The 17032-nt window shown below is 62.9% G+C and carries 16 protein-coding genes; 9 read left to right on the top strand and 7 right to left on the bottom strand.

The features are described 5' to 3' along the window. Window positions 1-2: 2 nt before the first annotated feature. The 3 genes from AC1RT2_RS02765 to AC1RT2_RS02755 all read right to left on the bottom strand — a co-directional run bounded on the left by AC1RT2_RS02765 (window position 3) and on the right by AC1RT2_RS02755 (window position 3889). Window positions 3-1391 (bottom strand): glutamine synthetase family protein, encoded by a 1389-nt coding sequence (locus tag AC1RT2_RS02765; RefSeq protein ID WP_493099263.1) that lies wholly within the window; start codon window positions 1389-1391, stop codon window positions 3-5. Beyond that, window positions 1388-2761, bottom strand: a complete 1374-nt coding sequence (locus AC1RT2_RS02760) for a transaminase (RefSeq protein ID WP_493099261.1) — start codon at window positions 2759-2761, stop codon at window positions 1388-1390. The genes AC1RT2_RS02765 and AC1RT2_RS02760 overlap by 4 nt, the downstream gene beginning before the upstream one ends. Window positions 2762-2839: 78 nt before the next feature. Beyond that, the gene (locus AC1RT2_RS02755; RefSeq protein WP_493099260.1) at window positions 2840-3889 is read right to left on the bottom strand and encodes a helix-turn-helix domain-containing protein; all 1050 of its coding nucleotides are present in this window, start codon (window positions 3887-3889) and stop codon (window positions 2840-2842) included. Window positions 3890-4008: 119 nt separating this feature from the next. Between AC1RT2_RS02755 and AC1RT2_RS02750 the strand changes: the two genes are divergently transcribed. Continuing rightward, the gene (locus tag AC1RT2_RS02750) at window positions 4009-5058 is read left to right on the top strand and encodes a hypothetical protein (RefSeq protein ID WP_493099258.1); all 1050 of its coding nucleotides are present in this window, start codon (window positions 4009-4011) and stop codon (window positions 5056-5058) included. Window positions 5059-5061: 3 nt separating this feature from the next. Here the strand turns inward: AC1RT2_RS02750 and AC1RT2_RS02745 are convergent, their stop codons facing one another. The 4 genes from AC1RT2_RS02745 to AC1RT2_RS02730 all read right to left on the bottom strand — a co-directional run bounded on the left by AC1RT2_RS02745 (window position 5062) and on the right by AC1RT2_RS02730 (window position 9245). Beyond that, window positions 5062-5469: a DUF3307 domain-containing protein gene (locus AC1RT2_RS02745; protein ID WP_493099256.1), complete on the bottom strand. Its 408-nt coding sequence runs from the start codon at window positions 5467-5469 to the stop codon at window positions 5062-5064. 36 nt (window positions 5470-5505) lie between these two features. Next, entirely contained in the window at window positions 5506-6747 is a 1242-nt protein-coding gene (locus AC1RT2_RS02740; RefSeq protein WP_493099254.1) for an AGE family epimerase/isomerase, read from the bottom strand. A 263-nt stretch (window positions 6748-7010) separates the two neighbouring features. Continuing rightward, window positions 7011-8306: a glycosyltransferase gene (locus AC1RT2_RS02735; RefSeq protein WP_493099252.1), complete on the bottom strand. Its 1296-nt coding sequence runs from the start codon at window positions 8304-8306 to the stop codon at window positions 7011-7013. Window positions 8307-8312: 6 nt separating this feature from the next. Beyond that, entirely contained in the window at window positions 8313-9245 is a 933-nt protein-coding gene (locus tag AC1RT2_RS02730) for a GntR family transcriptional regulator (RefSeq protein ID WP_493099250.1), read from the bottom strand. A gap of 212 nt (window positions 9246-9457) precedes the next feature. Here AC1RT2_RS02730 and AC1RT2_RS02725 point away from each other — a divergent pair, with 212 nt between their 5' ends. From AC1RT2_RS02725 to AC1RT2_RS02690, 8 genes are all read left to right on the top strand, one after another. Continuing rightward, window positions 9458-10516, top strand: coding sequence for a polyamine ABC transporter substrate-binding protein (locus tag AC1RT2_RS02725; RefSeq protein ID WP_493099248.1), 1059 nt, complete (start codon window positions 9458-9460; stop codon window positions 10514-10516). 166 nt (window positions 10517-10682) lie between these two features. Further along, window positions 10683-11483 carry an ABC transporter permease gene (locus AC1RT2_RS02720; protein WP_493099563.1) on the top strand — a complete coding sequence of 267 codons (801 nt, stop codon included), beginning with the start codon at window positions 10683-10685 and terminating at the stop codon, window positions 11481-11483. Further along, complete coding sequence (locus AC1RT2_RS02715) at window positions 11480-12271, top strand: ABC transporter permease (protein WP_493099247.1); 792 nt, start codon at window positions 11480-11482, stop codon at window positions 12269-12271. Before AC1RT2_RS02720 ends, AC1RT2_RS02715 begins: the two co-directional genes overlap by 4 nt. After that, a complete protein-coding gene (locus AC1RT2_RS02710; RefSeq protein ID WP_493099245.1) occupies window positions 12268-13320 on the top strand; it encodes an ABC transporter ATP-binding protein in 1053 nt (350 codons plus the stop codon). The genes AC1RT2_RS02715 and AC1RT2_RS02710 overlap by 4 nt, the downstream gene beginning before the upstream one ends. Window positions 13321-13330: 10 nt before the next feature. Continuing rightward, on the top strand, window positions 13331-14626 hold the full coding sequence (locus AC1RT2_RS02705) for a nucleotide disphospho-sugar-binding domain-containing protein (protein WP_493099561.1): 1296 nt from the start codon (window positions 13331-13333) through the stop codon (window positions 14624-14626). Continuing rightward, complete coding sequence (locus AC1RT2_RS02700; protein WP_493099243.1) at window positions 14619-14981, top strand: cupin domain-containing protein; 363 nt, start codon at window positions 14619-14621, stop codon at window positions 14979-14981. Before AC1RT2_RS02705 ends, AC1RT2_RS02700 begins: the two co-directional genes overlap by 8 nt. A 29-nt stretch (window positions 14982-15010) precedes the next feature. Then, entirely contained in the window at window positions 15011-15358 is a 348-nt protein-coding gene (locus tag AC1RT2_RS02695; protein ID WP_064333342.1) for a cupin domain-containing protein, read from the top strand. Between the two features lie 156 nt (window positions 15359-15514). Next, the gene (locus AC1RT2_RS02690; protein ID WP_493099241.1) at window positions 15515-17020 is read left to right on the top strand and encodes an aldehyde dehydrogenase family protein; all 1506 of its coding nucleotides are present in this window, start codon (window positions 15515-15517) and stop codon (window positions 17018-17020) included. Window positions 17021-17032 lie beyond the last annotated feature (12 nt).

The raw sequence follows: 17032 nt of genomic DNA, 5'->3' as shown, positions 1-17032 counted from the left end.
GATCATACGACTTCGCCGTAGAGCGAGCGTTCGAGTGCCGTCACTTCGCTGGCAAACCGTCGATACTCGGCGCGTTTGAGCGCGAGGTAGACGTGGTGCAGCCGCTCGCCGAGTGCCTCCTTGAGGAAGGCGGATCGGGTTGCCGTTTCGATGGCGCCACGCCAATCCGGCGGCAATTCATCGCCTGTGCTCTCGGCGTAGGTGGTGGTTTCCGGGCCGGGGTCGGCTTTCTCCAAAATACCCTTGCGCATGCCGGCAAGCACCGTGGCGCCGACGAGATAGGGGTTGGAATCGATGCCGGCTGCGCGCTGCTCGAGGTGACGGCCAGCCGGCGCGCCGGCCGGAATACGCACGGCGACGCTGCGGTTGTTGGTGCCCCAGGTCGGCGTGGTCGGGGCATAGCTCTGGGCCGAAAAACGGCGCCAGGAATTGAAATGCGGGGCGAAGACGAGCATGGATTCCTCCATCGTCTCCAGCAGCCCGGCGACGGCCTGTTTCAGGAGGGGCGCCAGCGTCTCGTCGCGATCGGCGAAGAGGTTGTTGCCCGCCGCATCGGCAAGGCTGGCATGCACATGCATGCCGGAACCGGCGCGGCCGGCAAACGGTTTCGCCATGAAGCAGGCCATCATGCCGTGGCGCACGGCAAGGCTGCGGATGAGGCGCTTCAGCATGGTGATATCGTCGGCGGCCCTGAGCGCGCTGCCATGGCGTAATGTCAGCTCGAACTGGCCCTGGGCATATTCCGATATCATGGTTTCGACGGGCAGGCCCTGCGCCTCAGCGCCGCGATAGACGGCATCGATGAAAGGCTCCAACCGGTCGAGTTCGGTCACACCGTAGACCTGGATGCCGTCCGGTCGTTCGCCGGAGAGCGGCAGGCGGAGCGGTTGGAAGTTACCGTCCGCGGTGCGCTCGCGGTCGAGCAGATAGAATTCCAGCTCATAGGCGAGCACGGGATGGTAGCCATCGGCTTCGAGCAGCTTGACCTGACGGGCAAGGGCGTGCCGCGGATCGGCAGCCATCGGTGCACCGTCCAGTTCGAAGAGGGCTAGGCGCAGTTCGCCGCGTGGCGGCGAGGTCCAGGGCAGCGGCACCAGCGAGCCGGCAATCGGCCAGGCGCGCCGGTCGGCATCGCCATCCGACCAGACGAGGCCGGTTTCCTCGACATCCTCGCCGGTGACGTCGAGGCCGAGGATCGAGCCGGGCAGGTGACGGCCGGAGCGGAAGATCGGCAACAGTTCGTGCCGCCGGATGATTTTTCCGCGCGCAATGCCGTTGAGGTCGATCAGAACGAGATCGAAGGCTGTGATCTCCGGGTGGGCGGCAAGAAACGCCTCCGCTTCGGAAGGATCAGCGGCTTCAAGCGGGCGGGCGGCGAGATCTCGGCTCACGCGGCTGCCCTCCGCTCGGCAAGGCGGCCGAGAACAGTGGCGAAGGCCTCGACAAGACCATCCGCCTGCTTTTCCGAAAGCGCTGGGCTGACGAGAACCATGTTGTGGAAGGGCGTCAGCAGGTAGCCGAGGTTCAACATGGACAGATGCAACGCAGCCTCGATCGTGTCGGAAGCGGCAGCGCGGGCTTCTGCCGCGTTGCGCACCGGCACGGCTGAGAAGACGACTTCCAGCCGGGCGCCAACGCGTGAAACCGTCCAGTCGAGGCCGGCGGCGGCGATTGCGGCCTTGAAGCCCGCCTCGATGCGATCCGCGCGGGACTGCATGGTGCGGTAGGCTTCGTCGGTCATCACGTGCTCCAGGCAGGCGCGCAGGCAGGCCAGTTGCAGCGCACTGCCTGAAAGCGTCGTGCCGATGCCGGAATGGCCATGGCCGCTCTGTTCGCGCCGGATGACGTGCAACTTGTCCGAAATCGCCTGCGTCATGCCCCAGACACTGACCGGAACGCCCCCGCCGATCGGCTTGCCCATGACGATGAGGTCCGGTTCGAGGCCATGCACCTTCGTGTAGCCGCCAAGGCCGGTGGAGATGGTGTGCGTCTCGTCGATGAGCAGCAGCGTGCCGGCCTCGCGCGTCAGACGGCGCAGCGCATCGTGGAAGCCGGGGTCGGGTGGGATCATGCCGCAATTCGTCATGACGGGCTCGGCGAGCACGCAGGCAATGTCATGCGCGGCAAGCGCCTTTTCCAGCGCGGCTTCGTCGTTGAACGGAATGGAAACGGTCAATTCGCCGAGATCACGCACCTGGCCAAGCAGGTTGCGGCGCGAAATCGTCTTGCCATCGACGAGATCGACCAGCGTGTCATCCACAGCGCCATGATAGCAGCCGTCGAAGACGAGCAGCTTTGCCCGGCCGGTGACGGCGCGCGCCACGCGGATGGCAAAACGGTTGGCGTCGCTTGCGGTGGCGCCGAGCTGCCAGCGCGGCAGGCCGAAATGCTTCACGAGAAGGCGGCCGACGATCTGTGCGTCGGAGGAGGGCAGCATGGTGGTGAGGCCGCGTGTGCCTGCATTCTTCAGGGCTTCGAGAACGGGGGCTGGACCATGGCCGAACATCGCGCCCGTGTCGCCGAGGCAGACGTCGACAATGCGGTTGCCGTCGATATCGACGAGGTCAGCGCCGCTCGCCTGGTCGATCACGACGGGAAAGGGGGTTGGCCAGTCGAGCATCCAATGCTGCGGCACGCCGTCGAAGAAGCCCGATGTGCTCTCGTCATGGGCTGCAGCGCAGCGCGGCCGTTTTGCGCGAAAAATCTCCGATTCCGCCTCGACAAGCGCGTGGGCACGCGCCTCCAGGTTCGCCCTCTCCATCCCGTTCTCCAGCAGGTCATTTAATAAATGTGATCACATATTGGTTGATGTGATTTCAAGTGTCAAACGACAAGATGGTTACAGCGTGCTGACGATGCGCAACCAGTCATGCACGGAGGTGGCCGATTGTTTTTCGGCCGGACCAAGGGAGAGGGGGCCGCGATCGCCCATGTCGCGCACTTCGCTCGGGCTCATGCCGAACTGGTTGCGGAAGGCGCGCGAGAACGCGGAAATGTCAGCGAAACCGCAGGCATAGGCGATCTCTCCGACGCCGCGCTTGCGATCGTTCGTCAGCATGTCGAAGGCTGCACGAAGCCGGCGGGTGCGAATGTAATCGGTCACACCGCCAATCGGTTCGAACAGGCGGTACAGCGAGGCACGCGACAGGCCGAACATCTTGCAGAGATGGTCCGGGCCGAGATCCGCCATGGCAGTGTGCTGCTCGATATAGCGGCGGATCTGCATGATGACGGCGCCCCGCACGGTGGGGCCGGACTGCTGACGCTCGGTTATCTTGGGTCCGACGAGGTTCGTGACGAGATTCGCTGTGGCGGAGACGATCGTCGGCGCATCGGCCTGCGTGATGTCCGGAAGGTCCTCGAAAAGGGCGCGCAGATGGCTGCCGATCAGCCGGGCGGTGCTCGTCGATCGCTTGAAAAGCAGACCGTGCAGGCCATCGTTCTGCACATCCTTGCTGAACAGCAGGTGGCGCGGCAGCACCAGCGTCAGGTTGTGGCAGTGCTGCGTTTCGGAATGCATGGGCCGTGTCAAATCGAAGATGGACACATCGCCCGCTTCGACCAGCATCGTTTCACCGTTGACGGTTCGCAGATCGCTGCCGGCAAGGGTCACCTGCACGAGGATGAGGTCGAGCCCACTGCGGGCGATGCGGGAAGGGTCACGGGAAAAAGTGTAGGTGGTGCCCAGCATGTCGGCGACGAAAAACAGGGCCGGTCCCATGAAGTAGGTGGAGAGCTCGGCGCGAAAATCGTCAATCCGTTCCGGTGTTGCAATGGTCGTGCGGAAGACCGGATCGAGCGTCTCGGCAAAGAGCTGGCTATCCCGGCGACAATCGGCTCCGGGCGCAGCAGATACGGAATTGGTCGGCAACTTGGCGGCGGGAGTCATTGCATCTCACGACAGTCGGACAACAGGTGCATGACCTATCAAGGAATAGGTACGGGCGAAGGTTCCTGAAAATTCGTCACGGTGTCGGGTTTGCCGTTTTGGCACGGTGTCTCATTCTTTTGGCTTCCCGTCTCATATTGCGCATTCGGGTTAGTATTACAATTGACAGTTTCAACGGGCTGCAACCCCATGGAAAAATATGGGTCCATTTGGACCTGCGGTGTTGTGACAAGAAAAAGACAAATCGCGCCGCTCCGGATTGGGGAAGTGCATACATGGATCAGCATACGTTTGAAGACAGTGCGGTGGCGTTTCGCGTACCACCGTTCGAATTTCTGAGCGCGCCCGGATTTGGGCAGACCCGGGACCGGCTGATTGCCGGCAAGCTCGCCCTCTATGAAGGCAATCATCTGTTCAACCGGATGATCCTGGAGGAGGGCCGTTTTCTCTGTTATCTCGCGGCCTTGTCGCTTCATGCCGGTCAGGACATGGCGCAGCCGTCCACATGGCTGACGCTGGGGCGCCTGCAACGCGAAGTGACCCAACTGGGTGTCGCGAGCCGCAACCGCGTCGAGGCGCAGGTCTCCTGCCTGCGCAAATATGGCTTTCTGACACAGCAACCGCATGCCTCGGATCGGCGCGTTCGGCTGCTCGTGCCGAGCGCTACGCTTCTGGCCCGCGATGCCGGCATTCTCGGGCTTCTCGTGACGGCCCTATCGGATTTCGGCCTGTCCCCTATCGCAAAACACAGCGGTCCGCTTCCCCCGGATCTACATCGTGCCATGCGGCGCGTGACATTGGCGCATCTGTCGGGCCTTAGCCGGCTCATCCGTCGGCATTTGCCGCTTGCCCCGTTCTTCGCGCACGACTGCGGCTATATGATCCTGCTGCTTCTCCTGCGCGACGCGCGGGAAAACGGCGATAGCATGGTTCCCACCGGATATCAGAGGCTTGCCACGCAAACCGGTGTTTCACGCACCCATGTCCGTCGCATCATCGAGGCCGCGCGTGACGCCGGTCTGCTGACGACGGCGACGCGCGGTGGTCACGATATATGCCTGACGCCGTCGATGTGGCATGCCGCCAATCGCTGGTTTGCAGACAATATGGCCCTGACCGACCTGCTGCTGCGCGAAGCAACGGTCCGCCCTCCGGCCGCGGCCGACTGACGGTTAAGAAGCAGAACCCGCGGCGGCGAGAAGGATCGCCAGACCAACATGCGTCAGGTGATGCAGGGTCTGGTCCACGCCGAGAAGCCACCAGAAGGCCGATTGCCGGGGCGTCAGCTTCTGGTGACGCGTAGCGATGCTTTTCAGCCGGTCTATCGTGCCATGAACCAGGGCGTCGGCAAGGCCGAGCCAGGCCAGCGGTGGTGACACGAAGAGGAAAAGGGCGGCGGTCAATGCCCCGTGCAGGCCCGCATGGGCTGCAAGCGGCAGGAACCAGCCGTCCGGCTGTTCCTTGCCCGCCACCATCCAGTCCGTCTGGAGCAGAAAATCCGCCAGGAAGTGTTTGGCGAGGAACGCCACCAAGGCGGCGGCGATCCACGCGGTCGAGATCTGGTCTGGTATGTCGATCATTCCACTCCCGTCTGCCTGGCGGCAGGAGCAGGCGGCCTAGTGGCCGCCGGCCTCGATGATGCCCTTGGTCAGACTGCCTGTCGCCGGATAGAGCGGGATCAGGCAGGCCTGGAGCGCATGATAGATGTCACCCTTGCCGGCGAAAAGGGTGTAACTCGGCACAAGGTCTTCGGTGAGTTCTTCATGCCAGCCACCGCGGTCCTGATCGAGGAAATGGCGGGCAATGGAATCCCAGATCTTGCGATACCAGGTCTCGTGGAAATCGCTCGGCAGATGTTCGGCAAGGAAGGCCGCCGCACCGACACCCTCGGCCATCGGCCACCACAGCTTGTTGCGCTTTGCCGGTTCGTCGTTCCAGTCGAGCGTATAGAAGAAGCCGCCCTTTTCTTTATCCCAGCCCAACGCGATGGACTGCGCGAACAGCGCCTTGGCGGCTTCCGGCATCCAGGCGTGTTTCTTGCCGCCGAGGGCATAGAGCTGGAGGATGAGACGAGCCCATTCCAGCCAATGGCCGGGCGTGGTGCCGGAGGGGCGGAACATCTCGTGGCCGCGATATTCCTTGTCGAGTACCCAGTTCTCGTCAAAATGCTCGGGCACGCGAAAACCGTTTTCCCCTGCGCGGCGGCGAATGACGAGGTCGGCCACGCGTTCAGCCTTGTCGAGATAGGCCTTTTCGCCCGTCGCCTCGAACGCCGCCATCAGCGCTTCCGTCAGGTGCATATTGGAATTCTGGCCGCGATAGCCGGGAACCGGCGTCCAGTCCGCGTCGAACTCTTCGGCAATCGCGCCGTGCTTGTCTTCCCAGAAGCGCTTTTCCAGCACGTCTGTGACATCGGCGATCATGCGATCGGCATCGGGATGGCCGGCAAGCTTGGCGCTTGACGCGGCGAGCAGCACGAAGGCATGGCCATAGCCCTGCTTGCTGGAATCCAGCAGGCCGGAATTGTCGAGCGACCAATGGTAGCCGCCACGCTCCTGGTCACGATGCTTTTCCCAGAGGTATTTCATGCCGTGATCGACGAGATCGTCGGAACCCGGGCGGCCGAGCAGGCTGCCGATGGAAAAGCAATGCACCATACGGGCGGTCGAGTGGATGCCGCGCACCGGATTTCCGGCGTTGAGGGGGCGGCCTTCGGCATCCAGTTCGTGGAAGCCGCCGACCGGATTGAAGGCCCGGTTCTGGAAGAAGTCGAAGAGGCGGTTTGCTTCCCGCCAGAGCCATTGACGGTGATAGTCGCGCTTGCGCCACGCCGTACCGAGATGTCCCGTTGCGCCCATGATGCGTTCTCCTTTTTGATCGGTCCGCATTGTTGTGCCCTCAGCCGAAGCCTCGCCGGAGCGCGGGGGGAGTTGCCGTGGCGTGGGGATCACGCACGGCCCGCAACGCTCGCAATGACGGCTGGCCTCGACAGGTGGGGAGGGGAGTTATGGCCCAGAAAGGAAAGTGCTGCAACCCGCGAACGGGACGTCTCAAGCAGGCGTGCCATGCCGGCTCAGAGGCCCCACTACCGAAGGATGTGATCTGTTTCTCGTCGAGGTCGTCAGACGGAAGCGCGCGCAACCCCGGCCGCACCGGTTGCGATCCGCGCGATTTCTTCCGCGGCGCGTGTTGCTCCGGCCGCCTTGTGCATCTTCGCTGCATTGGCCTTCAGCCGCACACGCATCGCCTCGTCGCCGAGCAGGCCTTCTATCGCGTTTGCCAGTTCGGCATCGCTCCAGTCATAGCGGCCAAGCCGCCGTCCGACTGCGGTCTCGGCGGCGCGGGCAGCGTTGTCGTGGCCGTCCCAGCAATAGGGCATGATGAGAGACGGGGCGCCGTAGTAGAGCGCTTCGCAGAAGGAATTGTTGCCGCCGTGGTGGATGAACAGGCTCGCCTGCTCGACCACCGAGGGCTGGGGAAACCAGCTGTCGATGAAGACATTGTCCGGCACCTCGCGGTATTCCTCCCGCCAGTGCCCGGCATTGACGAGGAAGCGATAGGGAAGTGTCGCGAAGACGCCGATCATGCGCTTCATCATGGCAACGTCCATCGCGCCGAGCGAGCCAAAACTCGTCAGCACCAGCGGCGCCTCGTTGTGGCTGGCAAAGCGCGGCGGCGTATAAGGCGCTTCATGGCGTACACAGCCGTCGAGGAAAACGAAGTTTTCCGGATCGAGCTGCGTGCGGCGCTCATGTCGGATGATGTCCGGTGCAAGCAGCAGGTTCAGCCAGGGTGACGGATCGAGGAAATTCGGTGATGTCGGTGCCTTGAGGCCGCACTCGGCGAGGAAGCCGGCGAAGCGCCTGTGCGCTGGGGCCACCGTCTTTTCGTATCCTGTAGCAAAGGTCGACCATGCCGCGCGCTCGTCGTGGCCGCAGCCGGAAAGATAAGGCGGGACATTCTCATCGGGAATTTCCGTCTCGGCGCAGGAAACGACGCGAATCCACGGAACACCGGCATTGACGATGGCCGGGAACATCACGACGTTGTCGAGCACGATGGCATCCGGCTTCAGCCGTCCGAGAAGCTGGCGCAGCGGCTCTTCCACCCGCATCGCCGTGTCGACGATCGCCTCCCAGGTCGGGCCGACATAGCTCTCGAGTTGATCGAGCGGCGCCTGACGAAAGGCGTCTTGGTGGCGTGCGATGAAATCGTTCCAGTCCGTTGGCGTTGCATCGGCATCGGTCAGTTGATATTCGGCAAAACCGTACTCTGCAAAAACCCCGCTGAAGCCCGGATGGCAGATGAAGACGGCCCGGTGGCCCAACCGTCTCAGTTCCTGAGCGATGCCGACGCAGTTCAGCGCCGCGCCGTAGCTCGCTTCCGGAAAGAGGGCGATGGTCTTTGCTGGTGCCATGGGAGATTAACGCACGACAAGCTTGAAGGCGGGAGGGACACCACGGCCGGCAAGCCGGGGGCGCTGTGATTGGGAGAGCTGTATATGCACACGCATCAGATCGGCGGCAAGCTCCATCTGGCCGCGCTCGATCTGCTCAAGGATCTGAATATGTTCGAGGTTCGACTGCATCAGCCGGAACGCGTTGACATGGCCGGCCGGCGGGCTTGCGCGGCGGCGGCGATGGTGGTTGGTCAGCGCCTCGGCCATGAAGGGGTTGCCGCAGGAACGCGCGATCAAGAGATGGAAATCGACGTCCGTGCGGTCGAAGAGTTTGCGGTCGAACGCCGTCTCGTTCATGCCGCGCAGGATGAGCATGGATTGGCGCAGCGCCGTCATCGCGGGGATGTCTCGCTTGAAGTCCGGCAACGTCAGTGCAAGCGGCTCGGTCGTAAGACGAAATTCGTAGCTCTTCGCAGCCGCATCACCACTGATCGCAAACTGTTTTAGCAGCCATTGCTGGCCGGCGCCGCGCTCCGCCAGGTTTTCCTCCGACAGTTTCATCAGCGCATTTTGTACCGCCTGGCGCGACACATCATAGCGACGCTGAAGCGCGGCAACTGTCTGGCTCTCGGTTATGCGTCCGGCCGCGAGGTCACGCAGGATCGCCGCATAAATCTCGTTCTCGCCGTCCCCATCCGTCGTGTCTTCGAGCCGTGCCGTGGCGACCGGGTCGACCGCAAGAAGATAGCCGCCCTCGGCATCGGCCGTCACCAGGTCCCGTTCGGCAAGGATCTGCAAAGCCTTGCGGATCGGTGTTCTCGACACATTGCAGAGCGAGGCTAGCGCCTGCTCGGCCAGCCGCTCGCCCGGCGTCATGCCGCGCTCGCCTGCGACGTCCAGTATTTTTTGCGCCAGTTCGACATGGCGAAAGTTGGTGCGCTTCGGCTCCGGGGTCATCTGCGGTTTCTGCCCTCTATCACCGCGCATGCTGCCCTTTGAGGCGTTGTTTCGCAAGTCCGGAAAAGCGGATTTGCGCTCGCTGCACAAAAATGGCGAAAGCCTATTGACGTATTTTTTTTCTAAATAATACTGCCATGCGACGGGAATGAGACCGGAGAACCGGCGCGCCCCTCAAAGAGGTTGGAACAATCGAAACAAGGGAGTCTTCCGTGAACGCGAAGAACCGACTGACTGCGTCCGCAGCGGCCGCGGCGCTTCTTGCCGCATGCCTTTCGGCGGGCGCGGCCTCCGCCGCCGATCTCGTCATCTCGAATTGGGATGGCTACATGGCGCCTGATATCGCCGATGCCTTCAAGGCCGCGACGGGGCTGGAGATAGAGGTGGTCAACCATGCCACCAACGAAGAGGTCATGGGCAAGTTGATGGCGAGCGGTGGCAAGGGCTACGACGTCGTCTTCGTCTCCTCGCCGTTTGCCGAAATCCTGAACGGGCAGGGGCTCGCCGAACCGATCGACAAGGCCGCCGTACCGAACCTCGCCAATCTTTATCCCGAAGCGACCACGCTTGCCTATGACCCCGGCAACACCTTCTCTGTGCCCTATACCTGGGGCTCGACGGGTCTGTGCTACCGCTCCGACCTCGTGGAGGGCACGCCGGACAGCTGGATGAACCTGCTCCAGCCGACCGACAAGCTGAAGGGCAAGACCACAATGCTCGCCACCGACCGCTGGCTGATGGCGGCCGGCGAGCTGGCCAAGGGATATTCGGTCAACGAGAAGGACCCGGCCAAGCTGGAGGAGGTGAAGAACCTCCTCATCGAGGCGAAGAAAACCTTGCTCGCCTATGACGACACGACCTTTTATTCGAAGCTTGTTTCGGCGGAAGCCTCGCTGGTGCAGGCGTGGGATGGCTGGTGCAACTACGGCATCACCGAAAACAAGGCCATCAAGTTCGTCGTGCCGAAGGAAGGCTCCGACCTCTGGATCGACACGATCGTCGTGATGAAGAGTTCTGAGAACAAGGAAGCGGCGATGAAGTTCATCAACTTCATCCTCGACGCCAAGAACCACGCCTGGGCCGCGCAGAACATCCTCTACAAGGTGCCGAACAAGGCGGCGATGGAGAGCCTCGACAAGGCGCTGACCGAGCAATATCCGAACATGGCGATGGCCCCGGCCGACCTCGTGAAATACGAGCTGCTGCGCGACCTAGGCACCGCGCAGAAAGACTATTCGCGCATCGTGAGCGAGATCAAGGCCGCGAACTGATCGCACGCCACTTCTGTGGTGGCTCGCGCCGCCACGGAGCATTCCAATCCTGAATCCATCGATGCGCGGGCGCCGGTTGCGGCCCCGCGGGAGCAGAATATTGTCCTTCAACGCCACCAGACCGACCCTGCTCGCCGCGCCCGGCGTCGCCTGGCTCGTCGCCTTCATGGTGGTGCCGTGCCTGCTGGTGCTGAGCTATGCCTTCTTCCAGCGCGGCGTCTGGGGTGGGGTGGAATATACGTTCACACTGGAAAATTTTGCTCGCGTCGTCGACCCGCTCTACGCAAAGATCTTTCTCAATTCCGCCCGCATCGCGCTGACGGCGACAGTCGTCGCAATCCTCATCGCCTATCCCGCCGCCTACGCGATTTCGCGCGCGCCAAGAATGACTCAGCCGATCCTGCTGTTCTTCGCGGTTCTACCCTTCTGGAGCAACTACCTGATCCGCACATACGCCTGGATCGTGCTGCTCAACCGCGAAGGCCTGATCAACAATCTGCTGCGCACGCTCGGCTATACCGGCGAGCCGCTCTCGATGCTCTATACCGAGAGTGCCGTCATCGTTGGCCTCGTCTACAATTATCTGCCCTTCGTCATCCTCGCGATCTATTCCACACTCTCGCGGCTGAACCCGGAACTGATGGAAGCCTCGCGCGATCTCGGCGCCGGCCCAATTCGTACCTTCCTGCGTGTCACGCTGCCACTCACTCTGCCGGGCGTCGCGGCCGGTGGTGTCTTCGTCTTCGTGCTGTCCATCGGCAATTTCGTGACGCCGGCGCTGCTCGGCGGCGGGCGGTTCCAGATGGTCGGCAACCTCGTCTACGACCAGTTCCTGACCGCCAATGACTGGCCCTTCGGAGCAGCGCTGGGTGCGGCGTTGATCCTGACCATGATCGTGCTGCTTCTCCTGCAAGCCCGCGCCACGGCGCATGCTTCCGGCGAGCGGAAAGGGGAGGCGGAGCGATGAGTACCGCGCTTTCCCGCAAGCTGCCGGGCCGCATCGTTCTCTTGCTGGTCTTCGGCTTCCTCTACCTGCCGATAGCCGTGCTGGTGTTGCTCTCCTTCAACGACAGCGGCCTGCCGACCTCCTGGTCCGGCTTTTCCACCCGCTGGTACGGCGCGCTGCTAGACAATACCGATATCCTGCGCGCCGCCTGGAACACGCTGATCGTCGCCGTCTTCGCGACCGTCATCTCGACGGTGCTCGGCACCCTGCTGGCGCTCGGCATGGAAACGCGGCGGCGCAAGAGCAACGGGCTGGAAGCGCTCGCCTTCGCGCCGATGGTCATCCCCGATATCGTGCTTGCGGTGGCGCTTCTCACCTTCTTCTCGCGCCTCGGCCTGGCGATGGGCCTGCACACCATCATCATCAGCCACGTCATCTTCGACCTTGCCTTCGTCTGCTCGGTGGTGCGTGCGCGGCTCAAACATTTCGACTTTTCCATCGTCGAGGCCTCGCGCGATCTCGGCGCCTCCGGCTGGACGACCTTCTGGCGTGTCACCTTCCCGGTGCTGCTGCCGTCGATTGTCGCTGGGGCGCTGCTCGCCTTCACGCTCTCGGTCGACGAGTTCATCATCGCCTTCTTCACGGCGGGCGCCGGGCGCTCGTCGATCACCCTTCCCATGCAGATCTATTCGATGATCCGCTTCGGCATCACGCCGGAGGTCAACGCGCTCGCCACCGTCGTGATGGGCGTCAGCGCGACGGCGCTCCTGATCTCGCAATGGCTCAACAGAGAACAGCAGGTCCCATGACGTCATCGAACAACCCGATCCTGCGTATCGAGGGCGTCGGCAAGTCATTCGGGCCGGTGACGGCGGTCGACAATGTTTCGCTCGACATCCGCGAGAACGAATTCTTCGCGCTGCTCGGTCCATCGGGCTGCGGCAAGACCACGCTGCTGCGCATGCTCGCCGGCTTCGAAAGCCTGAATACCGGCCGCATCCTGCTCGAAGGCAAGGATATCTCGCCGCTGCCGCCGGAAAAGCGGCCGCTCAACCTGATGTTCCAGTCCTATGCGCTGTTTCCCCATATGACGGTGCGGCAGAACCTGTCCTACGGCCTCGAAATGGAGCGTCTCGCCAAGGCGGAGATCCGCCGCCGGGTCGACGAGACCATGGCGATGACCGACCTGACGCCGTTTGCCGACCGCAAGCCGGAGCAACTCTCCGGCGGCCAGAAGCAGCGCGTGGCGCTCGCCCGCGCGCTGGTGAAACGGCCGAAGGTGCTCCTGCTCGACGAGCCGCTCGGCGCGCTCGACAAGAAGCTGCGCGAGCGCATGCAGCTTGAGCTGAAGCGCATGCAGAACGAGGCCGGCATCACCTTCATCATCGTGACGCACGACCAGGAAGAGGCGCTGGTGATGGCCGACCGCATGGCGATCCTCAAGGACGGGCGCCTGTTGCAGGTCGGCGCGCCGGAAGAGGTTTACGAGCGGCCGGCCGACCGGTTCGTCGCGAACTTCATCGGCGTGATGAACTTCATCGACGGCAAGGTAGGCCCCGATGGCCTTTTCGGTGCAGAAGGTCTCCAGGTGAAGGCTGCGGGTGGAAAACCCGGAGCGGCGACGCTTGCCATCCGCCCGGAAAACATCGTCATCGGCCCGCCCGGTGATCATCCGGTCGCGGGCACGATCACCGATATCGCCTACCACGGGCTCGACCGGGTGCTGCATGTCAAAACGGCGGCTAGCGAGGTGCCACTTCAGGTCCGCATTCCCGCGAGCGGGGTGGGGAACTGGAAGATCGGCGATGTGCTGAGCCTCAAGATCGACCCCGCGAAATGCCGGCTCTTCCATGGATAAAGAGGGAAACATCATGTCCAAGACGATAGCATTCTTCCCGGAAGCGGCCTTCGGGCCGGCGCTGAACTCGGTCGGCATCGCCCAGGCCGTCGAGGCGCTCGGTCACAAGGCGGTCTTCCTGTCCGATCCCGGCTTCGTCTCCGTCTATGAAGGGTATGGTTTCGAGGCGCATGCGGTGAACCTCTCCGAGCCCATGCCGCCGGAGCAGATGGCGAAATTCTGGGAGGATTTCATCAACGGCCACATCCCGAATTTTCGGAAATCCCCCTACGACCAGGTCGACAACTACGTAAAGGATTGCTGGACGGCAATCGTCGACAGCGCCAAATGGGCCCAAAAAGACCTGCCGGGCGTGTTGGCAAGGATCAAGCCGGATCTCATCTGCGTCGACAACGTCATTCTCTTCCCGGCAATCAAGCAGTTCGGCAAGCCCTGGGTGCGCATTATCTCCTGCTCGGAAAACGAGATCGAAGACCCAGAGATTCCACCGCATCTCTCCGGCTGCGGCGAGAAGGATTTTGCCGGCCATACCGCCTATCGCGATCACTTCAACACGGTGATCAAGCCGATCCACGACGATTTCAACGGCTTCCTCGGCGAGAACGGCGAGGCGGCCTATCCGATCGGCCAGTTCTTCGAAGCCTCGCCCTTCATGAACCTGCTGCTCTATCCGGAGGCGGTGAAGTTCGACCGCGAACATGCGCTTGATCCAAAACAGTTCCAGTATCTCGAAGGATGCGTGCGCAAGGAAAAGTCCTATGAGGTTCCGGCTTTCAAGGAAAACAACGACAAGCCGCTGCTTTACATTTCCTTTGGCTCGCTCGGAGCGGGGGACACCGATCTCCTGAAGCGCCTGATTACGACGATCGGCAAGCTGCCCTATCGCGCGCTGGTCAATGTCGGCGACTACAAGGATCAGTATGAGGACCTGCCGGGCAACATCATCGTCGACAGCTGGTTCCCGCAGCCGTCTCTCATTCCGCAGGTCGATGCGGTCATCCATCACGGTGGCAACAACTCGTTCACGGAGTGCCTCTATTTCGGCAAACCGGCGATCATCATGCCCTACGTCTGGGACGGCCACGACAATGCGACGCGCGTCGACGAGACCGGCCACGGCTTCAAGATGCCGCGCTACGATTGGGCGGATCCGGACCTTGCGGCAAAACTCGACGCCTGCGTCAACAACCCGACCATGAAGACACGCCTTGCCGCCACCAGCGCGCATATGCGGGCGCGCAACGGCCCGAAGAAGGCCGCCGGCATTCTCGACGAACTGGTGAAGACGGGGGCCTACAATGGTTGAGACGACAAAATCCTCGGCGCCACATATTTACGAGGCCACGACGTTCTCCGACCTCGTCGACTGGGGCGGCCAGCCGGATAGCCTGGAGGGTCAATCCCATTCCTCCGGCCGGCTCGTCTTCAAGGGACCGAACAACCAGCCGGAATCCGGCATCTGGGTCTGCACGCCCGGCCGCTGGCGACTGTCGATCCCCCGCGACGAATTCTGCCATTTCGTCGCTGGGCGAGCGGTCTATCGCTCGGATGATGGTGAGGTCATCGAGGTCGAGGCCGGCACCGTCGTGATGTTTCCCGGCGGCTGGACCGGCGAATGCACTGTCATCGAGACCATGCGCAACATCTACATGCTGGTCTGACGCGAACAGAAAATGAAAGGAAACTCCCAATGACCGCGACACCCCTGATGCGCAAACCGCTCGAAGAAACCGACCTCAAGGACTGGGGCGTGATCCCCACGATGATCGAGGGCGAAAGCCGCACCTCCGGCAAGGTCATCTACAAGGGGCCGAACGGCGAGTCCGAAAGCGGCCTGTGGATCTGCACCCCCGGCAAATGGTTCTGCCACGTCACCAGCGACGAGTTCTGCCACTTCCTCGAAGGCCGCTGCACCTATGTGCACGAAAGCGGCGAGGTGATCGAGATCACGCCGGATACCGCCGCCTTCTTCCCGAAGGACTGGAAGGGCGAGTGCACCGTGCATGAGACGGTGAAGAAAGTCTACATGATCCGCTGAGGGAGCAGCCCCTCATCCGCCTGCCGGCACCTTCTCCCCGCAAGCGGGGCGAAGGGACTTGCCGCACCATCTCGTCTCCCTCGCCCCGCTTGCGGGGAGAGGGCTGAGTTAGGGGCGAGCAAGCTCTCCGCGTTCTGGAACCTCAAGGAAAATTCCATGTTCAACCCCGCCGCCCCCGTCTTCTATCGGCATCCGGTCTACGTCCCGAGTGAAGGTACGCGCCACACCGTGATCGACCCGGCGACGCTCGTGACCGTCGGCTCCATCGCCGACACAACACTGGCGGAGATGGAAACGGTGCTCGATGCCGCCGCGACGGCGCAGCGCGACTGGAAGCGGCTCGACGCCAAGACACGCGCGACCATTCTCCACCGTATCGCCAACCGTATCGAGGCGACGGACATGCGGCGCTGCGCGGAATTGATGTCGCGCGAGATGGGCAAGCCTTATCCGGAGGCGATCGGCGAGGTGGCGAACTGCGCCGGCGCCTTCCGCTATTTCGCGGAAATGGCGCGCGACGAGGCGGGCAAGGTGGCGGGCACGACGCAGGCGGGCTCCTTCCAGCACGCGCGTTACGAGGCACTCGGCACCAGCGTGCACATCATGCCGTTCAATTTCCCAATCCTGTTGATGTGCTGGACGGTTGCCGCGTCGCTGGCCTCCGGCAATGCCTGCATCATCAAGCCGGCGCCGGCGACGACGCTGTCGACGCTGGAGTTCATGGCTGTCTTCGAGGCATTGCCGGAGGGTTTGATCGCCTGCCTGCCGGGCGGGGTCGAACTCGGCAGCGCGCTGATCGCTTCACCGAAGACCCATGCGGTGGCCTTCACCGGTTCGGTTGCCGCCGGCAAGGCCGTGGCCATGGCCGCCGCGGCTCAGATGAAACCGGCCGTCATCGAGGCCGGCGGGTCGGACCCGATGATCATCACCGCACATGCGCCGCTCGATGTGGCGGCCGCCGGTGCCGTCACCGCTGCCTTCCACATGTCCGGTCAGGTTTGTACCTCGGCGGAGCGCTTCTTCGTCGTTGATTCGGTGCATGACGAATTCGTCGAAAAATTCATTACGGAAACGAAGCGCCTGCGCATCGGCAACGGACTCACCCGTGCCGAGATCGGCCCGCTCGTCAGCGAGGCGGCGCGGGCGAAGGTCATCCGGCTGGTCGAGGATGCAAAGGCGAAAGGCGCGACCGTCGTGATCGGTGGGAAAATTCCGGAGAGCGAGCCGGTCGGCTGGTTCTACGAGCCGACGATCCTGACGAACTGCACGCCGGACATGGCGATCCTGCGCGAGGAGTGTTTCGGTCCGGTTGCCGCCGTCATGCGGGTCGCCGATTTCGACGAGGCGGTCGAGCGGGCGAACGACAGCGAGTTCGGCCTAGGCGCTTCCGTCTTCACCACCTCGCTGGAGGAGGCGATGGAGGCGGCGGACCGGCTGGAGGCGGGCATGGTCTGGGTCAACAACCCGCTGATCGACAACGACGCGCTGCCCTTCGGTGGCTGGAAGAAATCCGGCCTGGGCCGCGAGCTTTCCAAACTCGGCCTCGATGCCTTCCGCCGCTCCAAGATGGTCATCATCGACCACAAGCCAGTGATCCAGAGCTGGTGGTACCCCTATCCGGACGACTGGTTCTACGAGGAGGGCGGGCGCAAGCACGTCTGAAACCGGCAATTC

This window comes from Shinella sp. GW821-FHT11G07 (genome assembly GCF_058808115.1).
The sequence above is the reverse complement of the archived record's forward strand: the minus strand, read 5'-3'. Positions and strand labels throughout refer to the sequence as shown.